The 22,409-nt window shown below is 38.1% G+C and carries 23 protein-coding genes and 3 tRNA genes; 1 reads left to right on the plus strand and 25 read right to left on the minus strand.

The features are described 5' to 3' along the window. Position 1 precedes the first annotated feature (1 nt). The 15 genes from CEQ83_RS25630 to CEQ83_RS25700 form a co-directional block, all read right to left on the minus strand. Positions 2-77, minus strand: a tRNA-Asp gene (locus CEQ83_RS25630). 35 nt (positions 78-112) lie between these two features. After that, positions 113-184, minus strand: a tRNA-Glu gene (locus tag CEQ83_RS25635). A 15-nt stretch (positions 185-199) separates the two neighbouring features. After that, positions 200-272 (minus strand) — tRNA-Lys (locus tag CEQ83_RS25640). A 167-nt stretch (positions 273-439) separates the two neighbouring features. Continuing rightward, positions 440-1,726, minus strand: a complete 1,287-nt coding sequence (locus CEQ83_RS25645) for an adenylosuccinate synthase (protein ID WP_013085553.1) — start codon at positions 1,724-1,726, stop codon at positions 440-442. A gap of 187 nt (positions 1,727-1,913) precedes the next feature. Continuing rightward, the gene (gene dnaB / locus CEQ83_RS25650; RefSeq protein ID WP_013059909.1) at positions 1,914-3,278 is read right to left on the minus strand and encodes a replicative DNA helicase; all 1,365 of its coding nucleotides are present in this window, start codon (positions 3,276-3,278) and stop codon (positions 1,914-1,916) included. Between the two features lie 116 nt (positions 3,279-3,394). Beyond that, positions 3,395-3,844 (minus strand): 50S ribosomal protein L9, encoded by a 450-nt coding sequence (gene rplI, locus CEQ83_RS25655; protein ID WP_013059910.1) that lies wholly within the window; start codon positions 3,842-3,844, stop codon positions 3,395-3,397. Continuing rightward, positions 3,841-5,814 (minus strand): DHH family phosphoesterase, encoded by a 1,974-nt coding sequence (locus CEQ83_RS25660; RefSeq protein ID WP_025752414.1) that lies wholly within the window; start codon positions 5,812-5,814, stop codon positions 3,841-3,843. Before CEQ83_RS25660 ends, rplI begins: the two co-directional genes overlap by 4 nt. Before the next feature lie 36 nt (positions 5,815-5,850). Then, entirely contained in the window at positions 5,851-6,795 is a 945-nt protein-coding gene (locus CEQ83_RS25665) for a YybS family protein (RefSeq protein ID WP_033580875.1), read from the minus strand. Between the two features lie 138 nt (positions 6,796-6,933). After that, positions 6,934-7,173, minus strand: a complete 240-nt coding sequence (rpsR, locus tag CEQ83_RS25670; RefSeq protein ID WP_013059913.1) for a 30S ribosomal protein S18 — start codon at positions 7,171-7,173, stop codon at positions 6,934-6,936. A gap of 66 nt (positions 7,174-7,239) precedes the next feature. Further along, positions 7,240-7,740 (minus strand): single-stranded DNA-binding protein, encoded by a 501-nt coding sequence (gene ssb / locus CEQ83_RS25675; protein ID WP_013059914.1) that lies wholly within the window; start codon positions 7,738-7,740, stop codon positions 7,240-7,242. 47 nt (positions 7,741-7,787) lie between these two features. Next, on the minus strand, positions 7,788-8,075 hold the full coding sequence (gene rpsF / locus CEQ83_RS25680) for a 30S ribosomal protein S6 (RefSeq protein ID WP_013059915.1): 288 nt from the start codon (positions 8,073-8,075) through the stop codon (positions 7,788-7,790). A gap of 189 nt (positions 8,076-8,264) precedes the next feature. Beyond that, positions 8,265-9,365, minus strand: a complete 1,101-nt coding sequence (gene ychF / locus CEQ83_RS25685; RefSeq protein ID WP_028411917.1) for a redox-regulated ATPase YchF — start codon at positions 9,363-9,365, stop codon at positions 8,265-8,267. 170 nt (positions 9,366-9,535) lie between these two features. Next, positions 9,536-9,733, minus strand: a complete 198-nt coding sequence (locus tag CEQ83_RS25690; protein WP_013059917.1) for a DUF951 domain-containing protein — start codon at positions 9,731-9,733, stop codon at positions 9,536-9,538. Between the two features lie 14 nt (positions 9,734-9,747). Beyond that, positions 9,748-10,641, minus strand: coding sequence for a mechanosensitive ion channel family protein (locus tag CEQ83_RS25695; RefSeq protein ID WP_028409761.1), 894 nt, complete (start codon positions 10,639-10,641; stop codon positions 9,748-9,750). A gap of 67 nt (positions 10,642-10,708) precedes the next feature. Beyond that, a complete protein-coding gene (locus CEQ83_RS25700; protein WP_028411916.1) occupies positions 10,709-11,722 on the minus strand; it encodes a YkvI family membrane protein in 1,014 nt (337 codons plus the stop codon). Between the two features lie 86 nt (positions 11,723-11,808). On the opposite strand from CEQ83_RS25700, the gene yyaC reads away from it, so the two are divergent. After that, entirely contained in the window at positions 11,809-12,429 is a 621-nt protein-coding gene (gene yyaC / locus CEQ83_RS25705; RefSeq protein WP_028411915.1) for a spore protease YyaC, read from the plus strand. A 32-nt stretch (positions 12,430-12,461) separates the two neighbouring features. Here yyaC and CEQ83_RS25710 read toward each other — a convergent pair whose 3' ends face one another. The 10 genes from CEQ83_RS25710 to rpmH all read right to left on the minus strand — a co-directional run bounded on the left by CEQ83_RS25710 (position 12,462) and on the right by rpmH (position 21,674). Further along, positions 12,462-13,331, minus strand: coding sequence for a ParB/RepB/Spo0J family partition protein (locus tag CEQ83_RS25710; RefSeq protein WP_013059921.1), 870 nt, complete (start codon positions 13,329-13,331; stop codon positions 12,462-12,464). Then, complete coding sequence (locus tag CEQ83_RS25715; protein ID WP_013059922.1) at positions 13,303-14,085, minus strand: ParA family protein; 783 nt, start codon at positions 14,083-14,085, stop codon at positions 13,303-13,305. The genes CEQ83_RS25710 and CEQ83_RS25715 overlap by 29 nt, the downstream gene beginning before the upstream one ends. Positions 14,086-14,202: 117 nt before the next feature. Continuing rightward, the gene (gene noc / locus CEQ83_RS25720) at positions 14,203-15,078 is read right to left on the minus strand and encodes a nucleoid occlusion protein (protein WP_013059923.1); all 876 of its coding nucleotides are present in this window, start codon (positions 15,076-15,078) and stop codon (positions 14,203-14,205) included. A 135-nt stretch (positions 15,079-15,213) separates the two neighbouring features. Then, complete coding sequence (gene rsmG, locus CEQ83_RS25725) at positions 15,214-15,930, minus strand: 16S rRNA (guanine(527)-N(7))-methyltransferase RsmG (RefSeq protein ID WP_013085565.1); 717 nt, start codon at positions 15,928-15,930, stop codon at positions 15,214-15,216. Positions 15,931-15,960: 30 nt separating this feature from the next. Then, positions 15,961-17,850 (minus strand): tRNA uridine-5-carboxymethylaminomethyl(34) synthesis enzyme MnmG, encoded by a 1,890-nt coding sequence (gene mnmG, locus CEQ83_RS25730; RefSeq protein WP_013059925.1) that lies wholly within the window; start codon positions 17,848-17,850, stop codon positions 15,961-15,963. A 22-nt stretch (positions 17,851-17,872) separates the two neighbouring features. Then, a complete protein-coding gene (gene mnmE, locus CEQ83_RS25735; RefSeq protein WP_028411914.1) occupies positions 17,873-19,261 on the minus strand; it encodes a tRNA uridine-5-carboxymethylaminomethyl(34) synthesis GTPase MnmE in 1,389 nt (462 codons plus the stop codon). Between the two features lie 308 nt (positions 19,262-19,569). Next, on the minus strand, positions 19,570-20,199 hold the full coding sequence (gene jag, locus CEQ83_RS25740; RefSeq protein WP_028411913.1) for an RNA-binding cell elongation regulator Jag/EloR: 630 nt from the start codon (positions 20,197-20,199) through the stop codon (positions 19,570-19,572). Next, on the minus strand, positions 20,196-20,960 hold the full coding sequence (gene spoIIIJ, locus CEQ83_RS25745) for a YidC family membrane integrase SpoIIIJ (protein ID WP_028411912.1): 765 nt from the start codon (positions 20,958-20,960) through the stop codon (positions 20,196-20,198). The genes jag and spoIIIJ overlap by 4 nt, the downstream gene beginning before the upstream one ends. Positions 20,961-21,075: 115 nt before the next feature. After that, positions 21,076-21,429, minus strand: a complete 354-nt coding sequence (gene rnpA / locus CEQ83_RS25750; RefSeq protein WP_013059929.1) for a ribonuclease P protein component — start codon at positions 21,427-21,429, stop codon at positions 21,076-21,078. A 110-nt stretch (positions 21,430-21,539) separates the two neighbouring features. Then, positions 21,540-21,674 carry a 50S ribosomal protein L34 gene (rpmH, locus tag CEQ83_RS25755; protein ID WP_013059930.1) on the minus strand — a complete coding sequence of 45 codons (135 nt, stop codon included), beginning with the start codon at positions 21,672-21,674 and terminating at the stop codon, positions 21,540-21,542. Positions 21,675-22,409: the final 735 nt, after the last annotated feature.

Raw genomic sequence — 22,409 nt, forward strand, 5'->3', positions numbered from 1 at the left:
ATGGCGGTCCCGACGGGAATCGAACCCGCGATCTCCTGCGTGACAGGCAGGCATGTTAACCGCTACACCACGGGACCTCAGTCTATATGCTATGTATTAAAAATATTAAAAATGACCCGTACGGGATTCGAACCCGTGTTACCGCCGTGAAAGGGCGGTGTCTTAACCGCTTGACCAACGGGCCACGTTGTAACAAAAGTGAGCCATGAAGGACTCGAACCTTCGACCCTCTGATTAAAAGTCAGATGCTCTACCAACTGAGCTAATGGCTCATGTTATATCTCTTAGCGACGCTTATTATAATAACATGATATTTCATATGAATGCAATAGTTTTTTTAAAACTTTCTTTTTATTATTGAGCTTTTTTAAAAATCTTGTTAAAAAAGCACCAATTATAAATAAAAAAGGTTAGCTCACGAAGAGCTAACTCTTTTTATTTAGCTATATACACCACGTAATACATTTGTTTGTGTACGATCTGGACCTACAGAGAAAATAGATAAAGGAATACCTGTTAATTGAGACACGCGCTCTAAGTAGTGGCGAGCGTTATCAGGTAACTCATCTAATGTTTTCACACCCGTAATATCTTCTGTCCAACCTGGAAGCTCTTCATATACAGGTTCGCATTCTGCAAGTGTTTTTAAGCTAGCAGGGAATTCTTCCATAACTTCCCCTTTATAACGGTAAGCTACACAAATCTTTAATGTCTCAATTCCCGTTAATACATCAATTGAGTTTAAAGATAAGTCTGTGATTCCGCTAACGCGGCGAGCATGACGTACAACTACACTGTCAAACCAACCTACACGGCGAGGACGACCAGTCGTTGTACCATATTCACGTCCTACTTCACGGATTTGATCACCGATTTCGTTTGTTAATTCAGTTGGGAAAGGACCGTCACCAACACGAGTTGTATACGCTTTTGATACACCTACAACGTGTTTGATTTTAGATGGACCTACACCAGAACCAATTGTTACTCCACCCGCTACTGGGTTTGAAGATGTAACAAATGGATATGTTCCTTGGTCGATATCTAACATAACACCTTGTGCGCCTTCAAATAGTACACGACGTCCTTCGTCTAACGCATCATTTAATACTACTGATGTATCAACAACATATTTTGCAACTTGTTGACCATACTCATAGTACTCATCTAAAATTTCTTCTAATGTAAAGCCTTCTACTTCATACATTTTTTCAAGAAGGCGATTCTTTTCAGCTAAGTTTTGTGTTAATTTTGCTTCAAATACTTCACGGTCTAGTAAATCGGCAATTCGAATACCAACACGTGCTGCTTTATCCATATAAGCTGGTCCAATACCTTTTTTCGTTGTACCAATCTTATTTTCACCTTTACGTTCTTCTTCAACTTCATCTAATTTTAAATGATATGGAAGAATCACATGAGCTCGGTTACTAATACGTAAGTTTTCTGTTGTTACACCGCGATCATGTAAGTATTTTAATTCTTGAACAAGTGCTTTTGGATCAACAACCATACCGTTTCCAATTACACACGTTTTGTCATTATAAAAAATACCTGAAGGAATTAAATGTAACTTATAAGTTTCACCATTAAACTTAATTGTGTGACCTGCATTGTTCCCACCTTGGTAACGTGCAATCACTTCTGCATTTTCTGATAGGAAGTCTGTAATCTTCCCTTTTCCTTCATCTCCCCATTGTGTTCCTACTACAACGACTGAAGACATATCTTAAGCACCTCCGCTTAGTAAGCAACAGCTCACTACGACATAATTTAACCATGGATAAGTGTATCAATTTATCACACTAAAGTCAATTAAATCCGAACGATTTAACAAAAGTTATTACAAATATATCGTATTTTGCGGAACGAATGCGATAACAATAAAATAAAACCTCTCATATTGAGAGGTTTTATGCACCAGGCGGCACTCCTGCGTCATCAAAGCGCCGCTCGAGATTAACGAATTTATTGTATTCTTTTACAAAGGCAAGCTGTACGGTTCCAACTGGACCGTTACGCTGCTTGGCTATAATAATCTCGATAATATTTTGATTTTCTGTGTCTTTTTCATAATAGTCTTCACGATATAAGAAAGCTACGATATCGGCATCCTGCTCAATACTTCCGGATTCACGGATATCAGACATCATCGGTCGCTTATCTTGTCTCTGCTCTACGCCACGGGAAAGCTGTGATAAGGCGATAACAGGAACTTCTAATTCACGGGCTAAAGCTTTTAACGCACGCGAAATTTCAGATACTTCCTGCTGTCGGTTTTCTCCGCTTCGTCCATTACCTTGAATAAGCTGTAAGTAGTCAATTAAAATCATCCCAAGTCCGCCTTCTTGTTTCAAGCGACGACACTTAGAACGAATTTCACCTACTCGAATACCCGGTGTATCATCAATATAAATCCCTGCATTGGACAAAGATCCCATTGCCATCGTGAGCTTTCCCCAGTCATCGGCTGTAAGCGAGCCTGTACGCAGCCTTTGTGCATCAATATTTCCTTCGGCACACAGCATCCTCATAACAAGCTGCTGAGCACCCATCTCTAAACTGAAGATTGCTACGTTCTCATCCGTTTTCGTTGCAACGTTTTGCGCAATATTTAAGGCAAAAGCCGTTTTACCTACCGATGGACGCGCCGCTACAATGATTAAATCATTTCGCTGGAACCCTGCTGTCATTCTATCTAAATCACTAAACCCAGTTGGGATACCTGTAATGTCACCTTTTCGATTGTGAAGAACTTCGATATCATCGTACGTTTGTACAAGTACATCTTTGATATTTTGAAACACACCGCTGTTTTTACGCTGTGCTACTTCTAAAATGTTTTTTTCCGCTTCATTTAATAAAACTTCCACTTCGTCTTCCCTTGCATATCCTTCTGAAGCAATATGCGTTGCAGTACGAATTAGACGGCGTAAAATCGACTTCTCTTCTACAATTTTACCGTAATATTCTACGTTTGCAGCCGTTGGAACAGAGTTAGCTAAATCACTTAAATACGATACGCCGCCAACTTCTTCTAGGATTTTTTGGTCAGCTAATTCAGACGTTACCGTTACCAAATCAACCGGTTCACCTTGGTCAGAAAGTTTCAGCATACATGTAAAGATTTTCTGGTGCGATGCCCGATAAAAATCTTCAGGTATCAGCAGTTCAGATGCTAAGGTTAAAGAAGAAGGCTCTAAGAAAATGGCCCCTAATAGCGCTTGCTCTGCTTCAATATTCTGAGGCGGAAGACGATCAGCAAAAAGATCACTCATATTTCTATGCCCCTCTTATATTCTTTCAGTATTTTCTTTCATCATAAATGTTGGCGCGAACAAATACAAGTCCGCGCCAACCCTTTATATTATTTACTTATTTCTCAATCGTACGTTTATTTTTGTTCAGTCACGTGTACCTTTACAGTAGCCGTTACTTCCGGATGTAATTTAACCGGTACATTTGTGTAGCCTAATGCGCGAATGGCATCATTTAATTCAATTTTACGCTTATCTACTTTAATTTTGTGTTTTTTCTTTAATTCTTCAGCAATTTGTTTGCTTGTGATAGAACCGAATAAACGGCCACCTTCACCAGATTTTGCTGTTAATTCAACTGTCAGTTCTTCAAGAGTTGCTTTTAACTCTTTGTTTGCTTGAAGTTCTGCAGCTGCATCTTTTTGCTCTCTATTTTTTTGTGCTTCTAATACTTTCACATTACCGCCTGTAGCTTCAACAGCATAACCATTTTTTAATAAGAAGTTATGTGCATAACCATCTGAAACATTTTTCACTTCACCTTTTTTGCCTTTTCCTTTTACATCTTTTAAGAAAATTACTTTCATGATTTTTTACCTCCATCTAAGTACTCATCAATTGCTTGTTTAAGCCTTTCTTCAGCTTCATCCAAACTAATGTCTTGAAGCTGAGTAGCAGCATTCGTTAAGTGGCCTCCGCCTTGGAGACTTTCCATAATAACTTGTACATTGATATCTCCAAGCGATCTAGCACTAATGCCAATTAGATTATCCCGTCGCTTAGAAATAACAAACGAAGCAACCACTCCGCTGATTGAAAGCAGCGTATCTGCAGCTTGCGCGATTAACACTTGATCATACATTTTGTTCGGTTCAGCGCGTGAAATGGCAATACCCGCTGTATAAATCTCTGCATGTTCAATGAAGCGTGCTCGCTGTACATATTGCGTAATATCTTCTTTTAAAAACTTTTGAACAAGAACCGTATCTGCGCCTTGAGAACGTAAAAAGGACGCTGCATCAAACGTACGAGATCCCGTGCGTAATGTAAAGCTTTTTGTATCGACAATAATACCGGCTAAAAGTGCTGTTGCTTCTAGCATATCAATTTTAAATCGTTTTGGCTGGTATTCAAGAAGCTCAGTAACGAGTTCTGCTGTCGAGGAAGCATATGGCTCCATATAGACAAGAAGAGGGTCTTCGATAAAGTCTTCTCCTCGTCTATGATGATCAATGACCACGACATTTTCAATACGATTTAATAACCTTTCTTCAATAACGAGCGACGGCTTATGCGTATCTACTACTACTAAAAGAGTATCATCACTCACAAGATTTAAGGCTTCTTCAGGCGTAATAAATCGTTCCCACAGGCCTTCTTTCTTTTTAATCTCTTCTAGCATTCGCTGAACACCTGTATCAATATGATCAGGATCTAATACGATAAAACCGTCTTTCTGATTTACTTGCGCTACTTTTAATATCCCAATAGCAGCTCCTACAGCATCCATATCCGGATACTTATGACCCATGATAATCACTTTTCCACTCTCTGTAATGAGCTCTTTTAACGCGTGAGAAATAACTCTGGCACGCACGCGCGTCCGTTTTTCCATTGGATTAGTCTTGCCGCCAAAGAATTTCACTTTTCCATTCGGCTGTTTAATCGCTACTTGATCTCCACCTCGGCCTAAGGCCAAATCCAAGCTAGATTGAGCTAAAGCACCCAGCTCAGGTAAATCAGCAGCACCAGCTCCGATACCAATGCTCAATGTAAGCGGTATATTTTGTTTAGACGTCTCTTCTCGAACTTGGTCTAAGATAGAAAATTTGCTTCGCTCTAAATGAATTAAGATTTGTTCATTCATAATCGCAATAAATTTCTCAGAAGACGTACGTTTAATAAAAATACCGTATTCTTGAGCCCAACTATTTAACATAGAAGTTACTTGGCTATTCAAGTTACTTTTAACTTGATCATCCATTCCTTGCGTTAGTTCATCATAATTATCTAAAAAGATAATGCCTAAACTTGTTCGTTCTTCCTCATACAATTTTTCGATTTCTATTTGCTCTGTAATATCAAAGAAGTACAGTAAGCGCTCGTCTCGTTTAATCACCACTTTGAATTTCCGATCATGCAACGTGACAACTTCTGTTTCCACTTCTTGTTTGATCAGTGGAATAATACTCTCTGCCACATCGTATAATGATCTTCCCACTAGTGTGTCTTCACCCAGACAAGATGCTAGAAAAGGATTGGTCCATTCAATTTGATATTCATCATTAAATAGCATAATCCCAATCGGCATTTCCATTAATGCCTCTTCGCCTACTTTTTTCAACCGATGAGACAGCATTGAAATATAGGTTTCAAACTCATCGGACAGCATTCGCTCCATTCTCATGTATAGAAAAAGACAGGCTAATAGTAATATAAAGCCTATCATTCCTATGATCCAATTATGATAGGTCACGATACCTACTAAAATCAGGGCTATACTATACAATGAGTAAAATGGATAGCGAATGACATTCTTTTTTGTAAAGACAGGCATCCATTTCAGCTCCTACTTTTTTAAGTTCCACAATATCTACTTTTTTGTGTCTAATTGTTTTCTTAAATTAAATCCTAAATCAATTATACCTAAGATGCGCACAATTTGAAGGATAATTGGAATAATTAATGCTAAAATTGTTACAACAATTGGAATTGCTTTGGCATACCCTTTTTGATGTGAGAAATAGAAAATAAAAGAGATCCCTTGTAACACGACTAGCATTTGCAGTCCCATCACGATGTTGATAATAGCTACGTACATAAATGTACCTTGTTCAATATTAAAAGATGGGAAAGATAAGATTAATGCAATCAAATAATACCATAGAATACTTTTAGGAAGTTTAAATTCACGAAAAGGCGGGAATGCTTGCACCTCATAACCTGTTCTTTTAAGAATAGGCGTAGCAATAAGCTGAGAGAAAAAGGCTAGAATAACTCCACCCATAACAATTAATAGAGGCAGCAGATTTTTAAACATATCAAATGCATCTCTCATTTGGTCAATTTGAGATTCCTTAACGTCTTGTCCTAAACTTTTCATCATTTCAATACTTTGATTAATCGATTGATCTAAAGCATTATTTATTTGCTCCATTAAATTAACATTAAAAATGACATTTGCTCCTACGAACAATAAAAGTAAACCTAAACTAAATGCAACCGTGCCGCCTAGTAAAATGGTATACCTTTTTTGTTTTTGTCGGTAAAGCATTCCTATTGCTAATCCACCAATACCAAATACAAGTGTAAAAGGAAGAGTCAATACATTTCCAAATAACAAAGTCAATAACAACCCTACTACTAAAAATAATATTGCCTTTTTCCACCCATGACGAACGGTATACACAATAAATGGAACAGCTAGCGCTAGTTGAAAAATGGTTCCCACAACAGGTATGTATAGTGAAAAAAGCAACAGCGCTACAAACAGCGCTAAAAGAGCTGCTCCTTCTGTAATATATCGAATTCCTTTCACAACTTCACCTCGTTGATATAGACTATTATTTATTTTATCGATTCAGTTCATAAGAAGCAACTATTTGACAAAAGAGCACCTATGTAATGTAAAAAGAGGCAGTAAGGGAATCCTTACTGCCTCTTTTTATACCGTTCATTATTCACCAGAAACATATGGTAATAATGCCATTTGACGAGCGCGTTTGATAGCGATCGTTAATTTACGTTGGTATTTAGCGCTTGTTCCAGTTACACGACGAGGTAAAATTTTACCACGCTCTGAAACGAATTTTTTAAGCATATCTACATCTTTGTAATCGATGTGAGTGATGCCGTTTGCTGTGAAGAAACAAACTTTACGACGTCTGTTGCGTCCACCTTTACGTCCACCTGCCATTTTGATACGCCTCCTTCCGCTTAAAAGTTTCTATAAAATTTTATACTCCGGATAATCTACTGCGAATTAAAACGGTAAATCGTCATCAGAAATGTCAATTGTCTCGCCATTATTTGCAAATGGATCATCATCAACGCGAGTATAACCTTGATTACCTGAGTTACGGTTCTGATTATCTCCAAATGGAGAGCCTTGTCCAGATCCTCCAGTGTTAGCAAAGTTACTGCGTTGCGTATCCCCACCGCCACTTTTCGGCTCTAAAAATTGCACACTTTCCGCTACAACTTCCGTTACGTATACACGACGACCGTCTTGTCCTTCGTAACTGCGAGATTGTAGTCGACCATCAACACCAGCTAAACTTCCTTTTTTAAGGAAATTGGCTGCATTTTCAGCCTGACGACGCCATACAACACAGTTGATGAAGTCAGCTTCACGTTCACCTTGCTGATTTGTAAATGTGCGGTTTACCGCTAAAGTGAATGTTGCAACCGCTGCTCCACTCGGGGTATAACGTAATTCAGGATCTTTGGTTAAGCGTCCTACGAGAATTACGCGATTCATCATCAGAACCACTCCTTAAGGAAATAAAACCCATTTATTTAAACGTTTAATTATGCTTCTTGTTTAACAACGATATGACGGATAATGTCTTCGTTGATTTTCGCAAGACGATCAAATTCAGAAACTGCTTCTGAAGTAGCCGCCACGTCAAGAATCATGTAGTAACCGTCACGGAAATCATTGATTTCGTATGCTAAACGACGTTTACCCCATTCTTTAACATTTGCGATTTCAGCACCATTATCAGTTAATACGCCGTTGAAGCGCTCAACTAATGCTTTCTTTGCTTCGTCATCAATGCTTGGACGGATGATGTACATTACTTCATACTTTCTCATCACTGTCACCTCCTTTTGGTCTAACGGCCCGAAACGGGCAAGGAGCAATAAAATATTACTCACGAATTAAAATTATAGCACACTACCCTAGGCAAAGCAATATGCATTGCGGGCTGTTTCGTAAATATACGCTAATATTTTCGCCAACGATAAAAGCCGAAAGAAGATATCTCCTTTCGGCTTTTAATCTTATACGTTAAAGCGGAAATGCATAACGTCTCCGTCTTTTACGATGTATTCTTTTCCTTCTAAACGTACTTTTCCAGCTTCACGAGCTGCTCCCATTGTTTTAGCAGCTAATAAATCCTCGTATGACACCGTTTCTGCACGAATAAATCCACGTTCAAAATCTGTATGAATAATACCTGCACACTCAGGAGCTTTCATACCTTGTGTAAACGTCCACGCGCGTACTTCTTGCTCACCAGCTGTAAAGTACGTAGCTAATCCAAGTAAATCGTACGCTGCACGTACAAGCTGATCTAGACCTGACTGTTCAATGCCTAGTTCTTCAAGGAACATTGCTTTTTCTTCTCCTTCAAGTTCAGCAATTTCAGATTCAATGCGTGCGCAAACAACAATTACTTCTGCACCTTCGCTTGCCGCATACTCACGCACTTTTGCTACATATTCGTTAGCAGATGCATCGGCTACTTCATCTTCAGCAACGTTTGCTACATAAAGAATAGGCTTAATCGTTAGCAAGTGAAATTGTTTTACTAATTTCATTTGTTCTTCTGTAAATGATACAGCACGAGCTGGCTGATCACTTTCAAATGCATTCTTTAGTTTCTCTAGAATTTCGTATTCATACATTGCTTCTTTGTCTTTTTGTTTAGCCATTTTTTGAACACGGCCAATACGTTTCTCTACCGTTTCTAAATCTGCTAAAATCAACTCTAAATTAATTGTTTCAATATCTGAGATAGGATCTACTTTTCCTGAAACGTGCGTGATGTTTTCATCTTCAAAACAACGCACAACGTGACAAATCGCATCTACTTCTCGAATATGAGATAAGAATTTATTTCCCAATCCTTCACCTTTACTAGCACCTTTTACGATTCCAGCGATATCTGTGAATTCAAATGCTGTTGGGATTGTTTTTTTAGGTTTTACAAGCTCTGTAAGTTTTTGAAGACGATGATCAGGTACTTCTACGATACCTACGTTAGGATCAATCGTACAGAAAGGGTAGTTCGCAGATTCTGCGCCCGCTTGTGTAATTGCATTAAATAATGTTGATTTTCCGACGTTAGGAAGACCAACAATTCCAGCTGTTAAAGCCATATATTTATTCACTCCTCTTTATATATCCGAAACAAGTTAACCTGTCACAATTATAGTGAGTCAACTTTTGAAATACAAGTTTGATAAAGAACCTTTAACCGCATGGGGTTAAGGTGCTTCATTTTGTCCCACCTTACAGTATAAGGCATAAACATAGAAAATGCATGAGGTTATTCCTCATGCTTTACAAGAATTTTTTTCATTTTACGTGCAAAATCACGTCTTGGAATCATTACGCTATGGCCGCAGCCTTCACATTTAATACGGATATCCATTCCCATTCGAATGATTTTCCATTCATTTGTACCGCAAGGATGAGGTTTTTTCATTTCCACAACGTCATTTAAACCAAATTCTTTTTCCGTCATCAGCTCTCTCCTCCTTATGTCCCTTTCAACGTCGACGAATGCTGTGCTTCTTCTGTACGATTATACATAACCATACGTGGAAATGGAACTTCAATTCCATGTTCATTTAGCCTTGTACGCACTTCTTTACGAATCATACGAGAAATATGGAAATGTCTCATTGGTTTTACTTCGCTTGTAATCCTCATTGTGACTTCAGTTGCATGGATATTTTGAACCCCCAGCAGTTCAGGCGTTTTCACCATATCTTCATAGCGACTTGGCAATTCTTCTAACAGGTCTAAAATCACTTGTTCTGCTTTTTGTATGTTTTCTTCATAAGAAATGCTTACATCAACGAAAGCTACGCTGTTATGTAACGAAAAATTAGTGACCTCTACAATACTGCCATTGGGTAAAATATTAATTTCGCCTGTCCAACTCTTAATCTTCGTGGTGCGCAACCCAATTTCTTCCACAGTCCCCTCAAATGTTCCTACTCGAACATAATCGCCAACGGAGAACTGATCTTCAAAGATAATAAAAAACCCCGTGATGATGTCTTTCACTAAGTTTTGAGCACCAAACCCTACCGCGAGCCCTACGATTCCAGCCCCCGCTAGCAATCCACGGACATCTACCGATAACGTTTCTAAAATCATAACTCCCGCAACGAAATAAATGGCATAAGAAAAAATATTTTGAAGCAAACGGACCATCGTAGCTTCTCGTCGCTCAGAAATACGCAGAGGGCTATTTGTGCGAACCTCTACGAATTTATTTAACGCTTTCTTTCCAATTCGAATTAAAAACATGGAAATAAGTAGAATCAACAGAATTTTTATAAATCCCTCTCCAATATGTGCCCACGTTTCTTCTTGAAAAAATGGCTCAAACACGTTCTTAAAAACCGACTTCAACGAATTCATACTACATGTAGCTCCTAACGTAACATAATCTGCATATGAGAAAGTTTTAACCTATTGTAGCAAGTTTCTACGAACTTTTGTAGCGATTTCGAAATGGATACAACAGAACGGCTGTTACTAGAAATAAATTGACGATTCCATACATTGGATACAAAACGGCAATCAAAGTAGAAAACCCTACCTTTGTAAAGGGAATCATTAAAAGTAGCCAGCAGGCTGCCAGTTTCCAAAGAGATTGCACCTTTTCAGTATGAAAACGAGCGGTCAATCCTAAAATTCCCGAAACGGCTGTCGTATAAATTGCGATAAGCAAAACAATGCTCATTAAAAACGTCATCATATAAGGAAAATCTTTAAGAATAGCGAATAATGGAATTTCATAAGAGGAAAGAAGCCCTGAAACTTGAATAAGTGATTCATTATAAATAAAGGAGAGACCTCCTAATAAAAAACCACTGCCAACACTTGCAATATAAATCTCTTTTTTGCTTTTAATTTCCTTTCCAATTGTAGATAATACCGCGACGAGAGGAAGAATATTCAAAGCCGTAAAGGTAAAAGCAGCAGGCCAATTATGCTGAAGATGCCAATTAGTTACTCCAGGATGACGTAAAACAAATGTAAGAAGTACGCCAGCTAGTCCAATCATTAAGATTGGCATAACGAAAGAATTGATAGAAAGCAGTCCACTTAATCCTCTTGAAAAAACAAAGACAATCAACGCACTAAGAGCACCAATTCCCCACCAGTAAGGAACATGCCACATTTCTAATGTCGCCCCGCCACCTGCGATCATAATCACCGTCGTCGTAAACAAATAAAAAACGATTAAAACGTCGTAGGCTGCAGCCCATTTCTTTCCTATTAATTCAATAAGCACTGGGTAAAATTGATTGGTTCGGTAGCGATAGCTGATTTGCATAATCACATTGCAAGAAATCGCAAAAATAATAGAAAATAGAAAAATAGCAAGTCCGCTTTCTTCGCCAAAAAACTGCCATAGCTCTCTCCCTGAAGCATATCCAGCGCCTATCATGGTTCCCATAATTAAGAATATCCATTTACACCCGGCTCTCCACATCGATTTTCCCCCAATCTATGAAATATATGTATAGAATCTTCAAAATCTTCGTATACTGTTACTATTATGTATAAGGAGTGGACCCTATGAATTTAAAATCTCCCTTCTTTGAGAAGACACAACATTCAACCCGCGTATTTCATGATGAAGAATCTGCTATAAAGAAGCTGAGTACACAGTTACTATCTTTACTTCCAGCACAGAAAGACAGACCAATTGTTTTTGTATGTATTGGAACGGACCGTTCAACTGGGGACTCATTGGGTCCATTAGTCGGAACGAAACTGAATGAAAAAAAGGTTTCATCTTTTCATATTTTTGGAACGTTAGAAGAGCCTGTTCATGCTGTTAATTTGAAAGAAACGTTAAAACATATTCAAAAGCTTTTCCCGAATCCTTTTATTATTGGAATTGATGCTTGTTTAGGTCGTATGAAAAGCGTAGGCTCTGCATCACTTGGAATAGGACCCGTTAAACCAGGAGCAGGGGTTAATAAAGAATTGCCGCCAGTCGGGGATATTCATATAACAGGGGTTGTCAACGTGAGCGGATTTATGGAGTTTTTCGTCTTGCAAAATACGAGGCTTCATCTTGTTATGTGCATTGCCGATTTAATTGCGAAAAGCATTGAGACTGTACACAACGAACGAGAGAAAGAGTTTAATGCTTCTCCGGTTTACCAAACTGTAAGACACTATAAACAATAAAAAAGGTTGTCCTAAAACTAGGACAACCTTTTTTATACAGAAGATTTATTGGTCTGAGAAAGATCATTAAATAATTCAAGAAGACGGTTTAAATCTTCTTTAGAGAAAAATTCGATTTCAATTTTTCCTTTTTTCTTGCTTTGTGTAATATGAACGGAGGTACCAAAGCGCTCACGGAGCTGTGTTTCACTTTGTTTTATGAATAAATCTTTATCTTTTTTGGTTTTTGATGTTTCACGTGGAACGGCTTTATTTAAGTGAGCAATATAAGCCTCTAGCTGTCTGACATTTAATTGTTCCTTGCGTATTTTTTCAACTACTTTAGGTAGAAGAGCTTTATTTTTTAAACCGACTAGCGTACGCCCGTGTCCCATAGACAATTCATTAGTAGAAATGAGGGTTTGAATTTCCTCAGGCAGTTGCAAGAGGCGAACATAGTTAGCAATATGAGGTCGGCTTTTTCCTAGTCGTGTAGCAAGTTGCTCCTGTGTCATATCGAGCTTATCCATAAGCAATTGATAAGCGGTTGCTTCTTCAATTGGCGTCAAATCTTCACGCTGTAAATTCTCCAACAAAGCTAGTTCCATCATTTGCTTTTCTGAAAAGTCTTTTATAATGACAGGAACAGTAGCAAGGTCAGCTTCTTTAGCAGCTCTAAATCGTCTTTCACCCGCTAAGATTTCATAGCCTTTAATGCTTTTGCGAGCTACAATAGGCTGTAAAATGCCATGATGTAAAATGGATTGCTTTAACTCATTAATTGCTTCTTTATTAAACGTTTTACGTGGTTGATAGGGGTTGGGTCTAAGTTCGTGAATAGCAACTTCCTGAATTGAATCATCAGCCTGTGCATCTAAGCCTGAAAATAAGGCATTAATTCCTTTCCCTAATCCTTTCGCCATTATAAATCACTTCCTTTGCAAGTTCCGTATAAACTGCGGCCCCTCTAGATCTTGCATCATATAAGATAATTGGTTCACCATGACTAGGTGCTTCGCTCAAACGAACATTTCGAGGAATAATCGTTTGATAAACCCGATCCTGAAAGTACTTCTTCACTTCTGCTGTTACCTGGAGTCCCAAATTTGTGCGTGCGTCAAGCATAGTAAGCAATACACCTTCGATACGCAGTTGATTGTTCAAATGTTTTTGGACTAATCTAACGGTATTTAGCAATTGACTTAATCCTTCAAGCGCATAATATTCACACTGTACAGGTATTAAAACAGAATCAGCTGCAGTTAACGCATTTAATGTCAGTAAACCAAGAGAAGGGGGACAATCAATAATAACATAATCAAAGTGATCTTTCACCGTTTCTAAAGCTCTCTTAAGTCGAACTTCACGTGAAATAGTCGACACTAATTCAATTTCTGCACCAGCTAATTGAATGGTCGCGGGAATGATTGATAAATTTTCGACGGCTGTTGAACGCACAACGTTTTTGGCTTCCATATCTTCCACTACTACATTGTAAATACATTCATCTACATCTGCTTTATCTATGCCAACTCCACTCGTAGCGTTACCCTGTGGATCTCCGTCTACAAGTAGAACCTTTTTTCCTTGTTCAGCTAAACAAGCGCCTAAATTAACAGCGGTTGTTGTTTTTCCAACCCCGCCTTTTTGATTCGCAACTGCCACAATTTTCCCCATGTTGTCACCCACTTTCATTTCCATCCCATTTGTCCAGACAGTTTTATTGTTCATTGAATTTTCTGACGAAAAACTTTGATAAAAAAGCCTCATCAAAAAAAGATGAGGGCTATTTCTTTATTTTTTCGGAATCTTAATAGTAAACTGAAAATATTCATCAAACTCTTCTTCTTCTGTGTTTAATGAAATACCGCTGTCACTAACCATTGTCAACGATTGACGGATTGTATTCATTGCGATACGCGTATCTTTACTAAACGCTTTTCTTTTTGCTTTTGGCTTTTTAACCTGCGTTTCTAACAATTTAACTACTCGATCTTCCGTTTGTTTTACATTTAATTGTTTTTCAATAATCTCAGCTAATACTTGAAGTTGTTTTTCTTGATTTTTGAGGGGAATGAGCGCTCTCGCATGTCGCTCTGTAATCAATTTTTGTTTGATTGCTTCTTGTATTTCAACAGGAAGCTTTAACAAACGAAGCTTGTTTGCAATTGTGGATTGGCCTTTTCCTAAACGTTGAGCTAATGCCTCTTGGGTAAGATTATGTAACTCAATTAACTTTGCGTAGGCTAGTGCTTCTTCGACAGCCGTTAGCTCTTCACGTTGTAAGTTTTCTATTAAAGCCACAGAGGCCGTTTCTGTATCGTTAAAATGTTTCACAATTGCAGGAACCGTATCCCATCCTAAGCTTTGTACAGCTCTCCACCGGCGTTCTCCAGCAATTAATTCGTATTCTTCGCCCTCAGTCGGTCGAACCACAATAGGTTGAATAATACCGTGTGTATGAATAGTAAGAGCTAGCTCTTCAATTTTTGCTTCATTAAACACAGTACGCGGCTGATAACGATTCGGAATAATACTTGAAACCCTAATTTGTTTTACTTCATCTCTTAAAACTTTTTCGACATTTTCATCTTGGACAGTTTCAATCTCTACATGAATATCCTCATCTTTTTCTTTTAAATTAAAAAAACGTGAAAAAGCAGATTTCATAGTCCCACACCACCTTCAGGAAAATCCCGCCTTAAACTAATTCGATGTTTTTTAATCATATCCTGCTTTCTAAACAGAAAATATAGAGAAGAAAATGTTTCATATGAAACATTTTCTTCTCTATCTATTTACCGCCTACTCTAATGGAAGCTTAACTGGGGTACCAGGTTTTCTAGGATATTTTTTAGGCGTTTTCTTTATTTTATCTATTAAAATAATGTAACGTTCACTTTGCTCCAAAGGCAATTGGAAATGTTCAATCGACTTCACTTTTCCACCTAATACTTGAAATGATTTTTCCCCATTTTTTAATTCCTCAGGGGCAGAAGCACCTTTCATTGCTAAAAAGCGTCCTTGTTCTTTAACAAGCGGTAAGCAAAATTCATTAAGAACCGAGATACGTGCCACGGCTCTTGCTGTTACAAGATCGAATGACTCGCGAATCGTTTCTTTTTTACCAAATGTTTCAGCTCGATCATGACATAGTGTGACATTGTCTAGTTCAAGCTCATTTACAAGATGCGTCAAAAACGTAATACGCTTTTGTAACGAATCAACAATGGTTACATGCAAATGCGGGAAACAAATTTTGATCGGAATACTTGGAAATCCTGCTCCTGCCCCTACATCACACATGGATTCAATTTCTGTAAAGTCTTGAAAAAAAGCAGCTGAAATAGAATCGTAAAAATGCTTTTCATACACTTCACCGTGATCAGTGATAGCAGTTAAATTCATTTTTTCGTTCCATTCCACTAAAACTTGATAATACTTTTCAAATTGATTCAGCTGTTTAGAAGAAAGAGAAATTCCCTTTTCTTCTAATAGCTGTTGAAACTGTTGAATATTCATTGAGTTTCCCTTTCTTCGCGCCTAAGAGTTTTAATCATTTGATACTTTAGCGATGCGCCCTTGTTCAATATAAACAAGCAAGATTGAAATATCAGCTGGGTTGACTCCAGAAATACGTGAAGCTTGCGCTACCGTTAGTGGACGCACTTGGTTTAATTTTTGACGGGCTTCTGTAGCTAAACCGTTAATTGCATCATAATCGATATAATCAGGAATCTTTTTGTTTTCTAACTTCTTCAAGCGTTCAACTTGTTGAAGTGATTTCTGAATATACCCTTCGTATTTCACCTGAATTTCTACTTGTTCAGCTACTTCAGGATCTACCGTCTCATCCGCTGGTGCTAATTGATGAATATGAGTATACGTCATTTCAGGGCGGCGAAGTAAATCTGTCGCACGAATGCCATCTTTTAATTCGCTGCCGCCAGCTTCTTTAATCAGTTGTTGAACAGCTTCATTCGGCTTAATAATAAAAGAGAAAAGACGTTTCTTCTCTTGCTCGATTTCCGCTTTCTTTTGTTCAAATTTAGCATAGCGCTCATCGCTGATTAATCCTAGTTCACGACCAATTTCAGTGAGGCGTAAATCAGCGTTGTCGTGACGAAGCAATAAACGATATTCTGCACGCGATGTTAGCAGACGATACGGTTCATTTGTTCCTTTTGTTACTAAATCATCCACCAATACACCGATGTAAGCATCAGAACGTCCTAAGATGACTTCTTCTTGTTCCAGCGCTCTTCTTCCCGCGTTAATTCCGGCAAGAAGACCTTGGCCTGCAGCTTCTTCATAACCAGACGTTCCGTTAATTTGTCCAGCCGTATAAAGATTTTTAATTTTCTTCGTTTCCAGCGTTGGCCATAACTGAGTCGGAACAATTGCATCATATTCAATAGCATAGCCCGCACGCATCATTTGGACTTTTTCAAGACCAGGAATTGTTGCAAGCATTTGACGCTGTACGTGCTCAGGAAGGCTTGTTGATAGTCCTTGAACATACACTTCTTGCGTATTTCGTCCTTCTGGCTCTAAGAAAATTTGGTGACGCGGTTTATCATTAAAGCGCACAACCTTATCTTCAATAGATGGACAGTAGCGTGGTCCAGTACCTTTAATCATCCCAGAATACATAGGGGATAAGTGGAGGTTGTCATCAATAATTTGATGCGTTTGTTCACTTGTATATGTTAACCAGCAAGGCAATTGATCTGTAATGTACTGTGTTGTTTCATATGAGAAAGCACGAGGCACATCATCCCCAGGCTGAATCTCCGTTTTGCTGTAATCGATAGTTGAGCTATTAACACGAGGTGGAGTTCCTGTTTTAAAACGGACCATGTCCAGTCCTAACTCCTCTAAGTGTTCAGAAAGCTTAATAGCCGGTTGTTGATTGTTAGGACCGCTTGAGTATTTTAGTTCACCTAAAATAATTTCCCCGCGTAAGAATGTTCCTGTCGTAATAACAACTGTTTTAGCTTTATACACAGCTCCCGTTTGAGTGACAACACCTGTACATACACCGTCTTCTACGATTAACTGTTCTACCATGCCTTGCATAAGGGTTAGGTTTTCTTCATTTTCTAACGTTTTTTTCATTTCATGCTGATAAGCAAATTTATCTGCTTGAGCTCTAAGTGCTCGAACAGCCGGACCTTTTCCTGTGTTTAACATTCTCATTTGAATATGAGTTTTATCGATATTTCTACCCATTTCTCCGCCAAGAGCATCAATTTCACGTACGACAATACCTTTTGCAGGACCACCTACAGAAGGATTGCAGGGCATAAACGCCACCATGTCTAAGTTGATGGTCAACGTTAACGTTTTAGCACCCATACGCGCAGAAGCAAGCGCCGCTTCACATCCTGCATGACCTGCTCCAATGACAATAACATCATATTGTCCACCTTCATATTGCATAATAGTAGCCTCCTTTAATAATCTATTTTCCTAAACAGAATTGAGAGAACAACTGATCAATTAAGCTTTCGTGAACAGCATCACCAATAATTTCACCTAATAGTTCCCACGTTCTTGTTAAATCAATTTGGACAATATCGATTGGAACACCACTTTCAATACCTGTGATGGCCTCATCGATAGCTCCTCTTGCTTGCGTTAAAAGCGCAATATGTCTCGTATTAGATAAATATGTTAAATCTTGAGATTCAATTGTTCCTTCAAAGAAAAGAGCTGCGATTGCTTCTTCAAGCTGATCCACTCCTTGTTCTTGAAGAAGCGAAGTCGTCACTACTGGATGATCACCAGCAAATTGCTGCACTTCCTCTAGATTAATTTTTTGCTCAAGATCTGTTTTATTCACAATGACAATAACGTCCATGCCTTCTACAGCTTCAAATAGCTTTTTATCTTCGTCCGTTAATTCTTCATTGAAATTCAACACAAGCAAAATTAAATCCGCTTCTTTCAAATACTGACGGGAGCGTTCCACACCAATTCGTTCTACAATATCTTCTGTTTCACGAATTCCAGCTGTATCAACTAATCGTAGAGGAACTCCTCGCACATTAACGTACTCTTCGATCACATCTCGCGTCGTTCCAGGAATGTCTGTGACAATAGCCTTTGCATCTTGCACTAAACTATTTAGAAGAGAAGATTTCCCTACATTAGGACGTCCAATAATAACCGTAGCTAATCCTTCTCTTAAAATTTTCCCTTGATGAGAGGTTTGAAGAAGCTTATCAATTTCTTGGCGTACATTTGAAGCTTTTTCGATCAACACTTGGTGAGTCATTTCCTCTACATCGTCATATTCTGGATAGTCAATGTTCACCTCTACATGGGCAAGTGTTTCGAGAATTTCCTGGCGTAAATGACGTACTAGCTTGGACAAACGCCCTTCCATTTGGCCAATTGCCATATTCATCGCTTTATCTGTTTTGGCACGAATTAAATCCATTACAGCTTCTGCTTGTGATAAGTCTACTCGACCATTTAAAAATGCTCGTTTTGTAAACTCACCTGGCTCGGCTAAACGGGCACCATTTGCAATAACTAACTGCAGCACACGATTAACGGATACAATTCCTCCGTGACAGTTAATTTCAATAATGTCTTCTCTAGTAAATGTCTTAGGACCTTTCATAATGGAAAGCATCACTTCTTCAACGACTTGCTCCGTCTTGGGATCTACGATATGACCGTAGTGAATAGTATGAGAAGCCACGTCTGTTAATCGTTTATTCGAAACGCTTTTAAAGATACGATCTGCAATCGTAATTGCTTCTTCACCACTCAGGCGGACGATGGCAATAGCTCCTTCTCCCATTGGTGTAGAAATGGCCGCAATTGTATCAAAATCTAGCACCAACTTCACCTCATTTCATTTTATAAACCTTTTATTTTAAACGATGTTATATACTATCATCGTTAACAATTTTCTACGAACAAAAACATCTATTTTAAGGCCCGTGATTTGTACGAACCAAATAAATAGAATACCACAATTCACCGATTTGGAACATCTCTAACGTTCTTCTGTTATGCACAGCAAGAAAAACAGGCAGTATGTACTATTTTAACTTATCCACATGTGAATAACAACGTATGCATCTTGTTTTTTTTGAACGCTGGATCGATAAAAATAAGCACATAAAAAAGCACTAGCTTATTTTGCTAGTGCTTTTTGGCAACTGGCTGAACCAAAATACTTCTTTTGGGTTCTTTGCCAACGGATTGTGTCTCAACTAAAGAATTTTTAGCTAACGCTTGGTGAATCATTTTTCTTTCATGGGAAGGCATTGGTTCTAGTTGAACAGATCGATTCGTTTTAATCGCCTGATTAGCTATTTTTAATGCCAGTTTTTCGACCATTTCTTTTCGTTTTTCCCGGTAGCCTTCTGGATTTAAGACAACATTTAAAAATTGCTGACTGTATCGATTAGCTACCAATTGTGTGAGAAGCTGGAGCGCATTGAGGGTTTGTCCATGTTTTCCAATCAACATTCCCGCTGAATCGCTACTAATCTCAATTATGCAGTTTCTGGAGGTTTTTTTGACGTTCGTATGAATCGAAATCCCCATTTCACGGCTAACATTTGTAATAAAATGAACCGCTTCCTCTACAGGGTCAACTATTTTTGTAACTTTTACAACTGCGGGTTTTCCCTTAAAGATTCCTAAAAATCCTTTTTTACCTGGTTCAATTATTTCTACATTTGTTTGATTTCGCTCTACTTCTAAAGCATTTAATGCTTCTTGAACAGCAGCTTCAATCGTCTGGGCCGTAATTGTGATTTCGTTCATTTTTTAACCCCTTCAATATTCGCTTGTTTTAAGTCTGGCCCTTTAATGAAGTAGGTTTGAATAATCATAAATAGATTTCCCACTACCCAATAAAGAGATAAGGCGGCTGGAAAATTGATTGCAAAAACCACAATCATGATCGGCATAATCCAAAGCATCATAGCCATTTGAGGATTTTGATTTGCATTTCCGGCCATCATCATCTTTTGCTGAATAAACGTTGTGATTCCTGCGACAATTGGTAAGATAAATAGCGGATCACGCGCACCTAAATCAAACCATAAAAAGCTGTTGTTTGCGATTTCCGAAGTTCGTGTAATCGCGTGGAAAATCCCAATAAGAATGGGCATTTGAATTAGAATTGGGAAGCACCCAGCTAAAGGATTTACTCCGTAAGTTTGGAATAATGCCATCGTTTCTTTCTGCAATTGCTGCTGCGTCTGGGCATCTTTTGAACTGTACTTCTCCTTTAACTTCTGCATTTCGGGCTGAAGCATCTGCATTGCTTTCGTGTTTCTCATCTGTTTGATCATAAGCGGTAGAATAAGTAAGCGAATCAGGATCGTGACAACGATGATCGCAACTCCATAGCTTTTAAATACCTCCGCCAGATACGTGATGACTAATGACAGCGGATACACAACATACTCATTCCAAAAACCTTTACTATCATCTGTAATAGGTTGGTTCATTTCCGTACAACCCGCTAAAACAGTTAATAGAAAGATAAGCGTTATCCCTAAAAACAACTTCTTCTTCACCTGTTTTTCCTCCTTCTACATGTTCACCTTTCAATTCTGAAAGTGCGTCAAAATCCATTATATAAGGATGCGGTAGAAAAACAACAGCTATTAAAGGCTTTTCTTCTATTGTTTATTAATCGTTTTGTCTATGTGTAAGTAATTTGCCACGCTTAAAGACATGCTGCAAACTGCTTTTAATTTCTTCATAGCTCATTGTTGCAGCAGGCTGCCTTGCAATTACAATATAATCTTTGTCTTGCTTTAAATACGGTGTGAATTCAAACATAATTTGTTTAGCAAGGCGCTTAACTCGATTACGAGTTACGGCATTTCCAATCTTTTTGCCCACGGAGAATCCTACGCGGAAATGTTCTTGATCCGGTTTGTCTAGAACATACAAGACAAATTGGCGATTCGCTACGGACTTGCCCTTTTTAAAAACGGTTTGAAATTCATCATTCTTTTTTATACGATATCTTTTTTTCATTTTTAACAACTCCTGCCCTTTTTCAGGTCATGCTTTTATGTAGTCCCTACAGGAACAGAGGTGATTTTAGCCTTAGAAAGCGAAAAAAGACCACTGGCGTCAGTGGTCTATTATGCTGATAATACTTTTCTTCCTTTACGACGACGACGAGCTAAAACTTTACGTCCATTCGCTGAGCTCATACGAGCGCGGAAACCGTGTACTTTACTGTGCTTACGTTTGTTTGGTTGGTAAGTTCTTTTCATCTATAAACACCTCCTCGAGGAATAACTGAAAAAGACAGTCCTTGCAATTATAATGAAAAGACTAAGAAGATGTCAATGTTATTTAAAAAATAAAATTTTCAATCTCTTGGTTTCATTATCTGTTTTACTCAATCTTCTTCATTCTAATATCTTTATAACCCAATTGTCTATACCTAATCAATAAAATTCATTGATTTATTAAAGAAAAAATTTTTCCTTTTCATCTCTTTTTCTTTCTCTACCAGCTGCGATCGCATCGTTACTGAACAAAACTACAACAATAAATGTTATAAAAAGCCTCTTTTTTATTCAAATTCTTCTCTTAAACCTTTGTGGATAAGTTTTTTCGACATTTTTCTACTTTTCCATTTCTTATCGACAACTCATGCACACTATCTTGTGTTGTGGAAAACTTTTCTCCACAAGGTGTAGTGATTGTGGATAAGTTTCGAAAATTCATTGCATCATGCCGAATTCTTTGATATTATATTTTTGTTTTCACTCTTAATTACTTTTCCACAGTTGGTTTTTATCCACAAACTGTGGACAACTTGTGGACATCATTTCCACTATCACTGTATAAAGTTATCCACACCATGTGGAATCTGTCGAATAGTCGGCTTTCTTCTATAATATATATTTACCCACATAATAGCAATTGTATAAATATAAATTTTTTATGCATAAGGTTTTGTACAGGTTGTACAAGGGTTGTACAAAGCGCATGAAAACTAG

The organism is Priestia megaterium (assembly GCF_009497655.1).
GTDB classification, from domain to species: Bacteria; Bacillota; Bacilli; order Bacillales; family Bacillaceae_H; genus Priestia; species Priestia zanthoxyli.

Excerpts from the sequence above, each read along its gene's own strand:
- ssb (WP_013059914.1), bottom strand. The coding sequence starts at position 7,740 with ATGATGAATCGCGTAATTCTCGTAGGACGCTTAACCAAAGATCCTGAA.
- jag (WP_028411913.1), bottom strand. The coding sequence starts at position 20,199 with ATGAACGAAATCACAATTACGGCCCAGACGATTGAAGCTGCTGTTCAA.
- CEQ83_RS25710 (WP_013059921.1), bottom strand. The coding sequence starts at position 13,331 with ATGGCGAAAGGATTAGGGAAAGGAATTAATGCCTTATTTTCAGGCTTA.
- mnmG (WP_013059925.1), bottom strand. The coding sequence starts at position 17,850 with ATGCAATATGAAGGTGGACAATATGATGTTATTGTCATTGGAGCAGGT.
- rpmH (WP_013059930.1), bottom strand. The coding sequence starts at position 21,674 with ATGAAAAGAACTTACCAACCAAACAAACGTAAGCACAGTAAAGTACAC.
- rpsF (WP_013059915.1), bottom strand. The coding sequence starts at position 8,075 with ATGAGAAAGTATGAAGTAATGTACATCATCCGTCCAAGCATTGATGAC.
- CEQ83_RS25695 (WP_028409761.1), bottom strand. The coding sequence starts at position 10,641 with ATGAATTCGTTGAAGTCGGTTTTTAAGAACGTGTTTGAGCCATTTTTT.
- yyaC (WP_028411915.1), top strand. The coding sequence starts at position 11,809 with ATGAATTTAAAATCTCCCTTCTTTGAGAAGACACAACATTCAACCCGC.
- CEQ83_RS25645 (WP_013085553.1), bottom strand. The coding sequence starts at position 1,726 with ATGTCTTCAGTCGTTGTAGTAGGAACACAATGGGGAGATGAAGGAAAA.
- noc (WP_013059923.1), bottom strand. The coding sequence starts at position 15,078 with ATGAAATCTGCTTTTTCACGTTTTTTTAATTTAAAAGAAAAAGATGAG.
- CEQ83_RS25700 (WP_028411916.1), bottom strand. The coding sequence starts at position 11,722 with ATGTGGAGAGCCGGGTGTAAATGGATATTCTTAATTATGGGAACCATG.
- ychF (WP_028411917.1), bottom strand. The coding sequence starts at position 9,365 with ATGGCTTTAACAGCTGGAATTGTTGGTCTTCCTAACGTCGGAAAATCA.
- CEQ83_RS25690 (WP_013059917.1), bottom strand. The coding sequence starts at position 9,733 with ATGACGGAAAAAGAATTTGGTTTAAATGACGTTGTGGAAATGAAAAAA.
- rpsR (WP_013059913.1), bottom strand. The coding sequence starts at position 7,173 with ATGGCAGGTGGACGTAAAGGTGGACGCAACAGACGTCGTAAAGTTTGT.
- dnaB (WP_013059909.1), bottom strand. The coding sequence starts at position 3,278 with ATGAGTGATCTTTTTGCTGATCGTCTTCCGCCTCAGAATATTGAAGCA.
- rnpA (WP_013059929.1), bottom strand. The coding sequence starts at position 21,429 with ATGAAAAAAAGATATCGTATAAAAAAGAATGATGAATTTCAAACCGTT.
- rplI (WP_013059910.1), bottom strand. The coding sequence starts at position 3,844 with ATGAAAGTAATTTTCTTAAAAGATGTAAAAGGAAAAGGCAAAAAAGGT.
- CEQ83_RS25715 (WP_013059922.1), bottom strand. The coding sequence starts at position 14,085 with ATGGGGAAAATTGTGGCAGTTGCGAATCAAAAAGGCGGGGTTGGAAAA.
- rsmG (WP_013085565.1), bottom strand. The coding sequence starts at position 15,930 with ATGAATATTCAACAGTTTCAACAGCTATTAGAAGAAAAGGGAATTTCT.
- CEQ83_RS25660 (WP_025752414.1), bottom strand. The coding sequence starts at position 5,814 with ATGCCTGTCTTTACAAAAAAGAATGTCATTCGCTATCCATTTTACTCA.